The organism is Bradyrhizobium sp., from assembly GCF_049691595.1.
Lineage (GTDB): Bacteria > Pseudomonadota > Alphaproteobacteria > Rhizobiales > Xanthobacteraceae > Bradyrhizobium.
Window position 1 is genome coordinate 1 of the sequence record NZ_JBAVNZ010000050.1, and the last position, 3350, is coordinate 3350.

The 3350-nt window shown below is 62.4% G+C and carries 4 protein-coding genes; all 4 read right to left on the bottom strand.

The features are described 5' to 3' along the window. Positions 1-1066: DUF2865 domain-containing protein (locus tag WCE35_RS02115; protein WP_424591685.1), on the bottom strand; the 1066-nt coding region annotated here is incomplete at its 3' end. 168 nt (positions 1067-1234) lie between these two features. Next, positions 1235-1540 carry a hypothetical protein gene (locus tag WCE35_RS02120; RefSeq protein WP_424591686.1) on the bottom strand — a complete coding sequence of 102 codons (306 nt, stop codon included), beginning with the start codon at positions 1538-1540 and terminating at the stop codon, positions 1235-1237. A 226-nt stretch (positions 1541-1766) separates the two neighbouring features. Beyond that, a protein-coding gene (locus WCE35_RS02125) for an IS630 family transposase (protein WP_424591687.1) occupies positions 1767-2920 on the bottom strand; the annotation gives its coding sequence in 2 pieces (ribosomal slippage) (positions 1767-2467 and positions 2467-2920; 1155 coding nt in all). A 67-nt stretch (positions 2921-2987) separates the two neighbouring features. After that, the coding region (locus tag WCE35_RS02130; RefSeq protein ID WP_424591688.1) for a hypothetical protein at positions 2988-3350 on the bottom strand (363 nt) is incomplete at its 5' end.

The window sequence follows — 3350 nt, forward strand, 5'->3', positions numbered from 1 at the left end:
GCGGAGTGGCCGGCGGTGGCGCGCCGGCTGCGGTGCCTTTCTTGGCGGCCGGCGTATTTTTCCCCGACTGCTGCGCGCGCTGCTGCATCTTCCTGGCGCTCTCTTCGGTGACGATGATGTCGCCTTGCTGTTCGACGGCGGCCTTGTCGTCGACCGACTTCAGCGCGTCGGACCAGGTCTGGCCGGCGGCCTTGCACGAGCATGATGCATTGAACTCGGTGCGGTATTTGAACGCGTTCGGCAGCGCCGTGTAGGGCTGGCCGTTGATCGACACCGCCTGGTTGATGTCTTCGCCGGGATTGCGGTAGGCGAACAGGCTCGCTTCCGCCGCCGGACACAGCGCCTTGCAGGTCTTCTCGTCGTCATAGAAGCGGGCCTGGACGGTGGCGAAGGAGACCGGGAAATAAGCCCCATCGCAGCTGCGGACGCAGACGGTGCGGAACGTGCCGGATGGCGGTCCGAGATCGGCGCCGGGCGGTGCGATGGGATTGTTGTTATTGTTGCCGAACAGGTTCTCGAGGAAACTGCCGGGGCCGCGCGCGGCATTGGCGTATTGCGGTCCGCAATTGTTTTGCGCAAGCGCCGTCAACACCGAGCGGCGCTGATTTTCGCGGTCGGCGCCGCCAAGCCCGCCGCTGCGCAGGTGCTCGAGGCTGATCGTGATCTGGTCGAGATTGGCGCGCATCTGCTGGGTCTGGCTGTTGATCGGCCCGCATCTCTCCGATTGCCCGTTGAACAGGGAGAAGAAACCCGGGCTGTCGCAGCCCATGCGCCTGGCCTGCGAGGTGACGCGATCGAGCTCGCTTTGTTGTTTTGCGGCCGCATCCTGATAGCGGCGGACCTGCTCGTCCCTGGCCGGGTCGCCGCTGCCGCCACGGTCGATGGTCGCCAGCTGGCCTTCAAGGCGGACGCAGATCGGATTGCCTTGCGCGCCCTGCGGCTGCGGCGGAGGCGGCGCGCCGGGATTCATTTGCGCGACGGCGTCCGCGCAAGACAGCGCGATGCCGGCCAGCAAGGCGCAGATCATGATCCGCCGGGAGGAGGGAGCATTCAGGGTTTTGGGCATATCCAGCCATTAAAACGATGCCGCGCAGCGGGCAAACCGGAACGCGCGCGGCCAAGGTCGCTGCCAATACAAGGCTGCTTCCAATACAAGCTTCTCGGGGCAGCGTCACGTCGTTTTGGCGGCACCGATGTGGCAAACCGCCCTGCCGATCCACCGCGGTGGATCAAATCAGTGCTGGCAGGTGATGGCGATGTATTCCCCGCAGCCGCCGGTGCATTTCTCGTTCCCGGCCCTGGGAACCGCGCCGGTAATTTCGTCCGGATCGACGCGGCGGTAGGCGGTTGCCTCCGCAAAATCCCGCGACTGGCAATAGGAACGGGCGGCATGGGCGCCGCATTTCTCGCCTTTGGCCAGGCACTGATCAACCCCATAGCCGTCGGCGTGGTTGGCGATGATGAAAACACGGCTGTCGGCCATCGCAGCCGAAGCGGCGAAAATGAATGCGCAGGCAACAAGTGCTGGCGGAGGTCGCATGGTGCACCGATCGGGAAAGGGACTTCCCGATCAGATAAACCCGAAAGGTTAAGAATGATTAACCATGGCTGCTGCGCGCGAGCCACAGCGCCAGATTGATCTGAAACCGCCGCAGGCGGGGTCTTGACGCGGTCCCCCCGGCTGGCCCATGGTGGAACCATGAACGGTTTCCTCGCCATTTGCGGCATTTGCCGCGAGATTATGCGCTAGCGACTAGTGCCCCGAGTCATTCAAACTGAGGGTAGAGCCTTTTGAGCTTAATGCGGGCGTCGGCGGTTGTGAATTGCCAATCGGCTTTGGCGTGATGAGCGTTGCGATGTTGCTCCCACGCGGCGACTTCGCGGGTCAGGGTCTGTTTGTCTGGGATACGGCGATCCAGACATTGGGTTGAGAGAACGCCGAGTTCGGATTCGGCCATGTCGAGCCAGCTGCCGTGCTTGGGGGTGTAGTGCCATTCGAACCGTTCGACGAGGCGACGCGCCTCTGACGCCGGAAAGGCCTCGTAGAGCGACGCGGGCTTGTGGGTGCTGAGATTATCCTGCACCAGCACGATCTTCGCCGCGCCGGGAAAATGCGTGTCGGACAAATCCTTGAGCGCGTGGGCATAATCGGTGGCGGCGTGGCGGTCGGTCACTTTCACATGCCGCCAGCCTTCCAGAGGCGCGAACATCATGAACAAATTGGTTACGCCGTTGCGCGCATATTCGTAATCGTGACGCGCCTTGCGTCCAGGCTTGGCGGGTACAGGCTCGCGCGTTTCGACGATCATCTGCTTCGAGGTTTCGTCGAGGCACACGACGGGGCGCTCGGGATCGCGGGGTCTCTGATAGACCTCCAGCACGTCTTCCATGTTGGCCACAAAGGCCGCGCTGGCATCCGGCGCAATGACCCATTGTTGCTTCAGATGCGGTTTGAGCTTGTTTTTTTAAGAGTCCGCCCGATGGTGTTGTCGCTGGCGCGCTCAACGATATGCAGTTCGACGACTTTATCCTCGAGCAGGCGCAGGGTCCATTTTGCTTGCCCGTCCGGGGCTGGCCCGCATGCCAGCGTGATCAATCTTGCTTCTGCCGCGCCGTCGAAAATCCGGGGCCGGGCGGAGTTCGGGTTATATTTGCGGGTCAGCACCGCTTCGAACCCTTCCTCGACCAGTTGCCGCCGGGTGCGAAGGATGTTGGCGATGCTGGTATCCAGCGCCCCCGCGATCCGGCTGTCGCTCCAGCCCTCGCCCGCCTCCGAAACGTCGGCCTTCAACAAGATGCGGGCCTTGGTCAGCAGCTGGGCGGAACGCTTGCCCCGGTGGATCAGATCATCGAGTTGCGCGCGTTCGTCCGCGCTCAACCGAACAACGTATTTCTTGACGGCAACCTCTTTCCCGGCCACGAATCACCTCCAACAATGGTTGCCAAAGTGATTCAGAAAATCGCATCAGATTCAATGACGTGAACCACTAGTCGGGCCGCAACAAGCGGTGGCGAGCGACATCCTCGCGAGTCCACATGGCGAGCCCGGCCCGATCATCGACCGTGTCGATCACTATCACCGCATCCGGGTCCGTGAACGATATCCGGCCCGGCAGCCCGGCCTTTACCGTCACCTCGATGGTGACATCGTTCAAGAATCGTTCGACATCCGGCGCGTGCAAATCAAGTCTGGGGCCGCGCCGATGCAGACGCGCGTGAAACGACTTTCCAGCCAGACTCGGTAGCCATTCGAGCAGGATCGATTTCGCCTTGTCCTTGAAGTCCTCCGCAGACGAAAAATCGAACGTTCGCATCGCCGGCGCTACCCGCGCGATCGCATCATAGAGCGC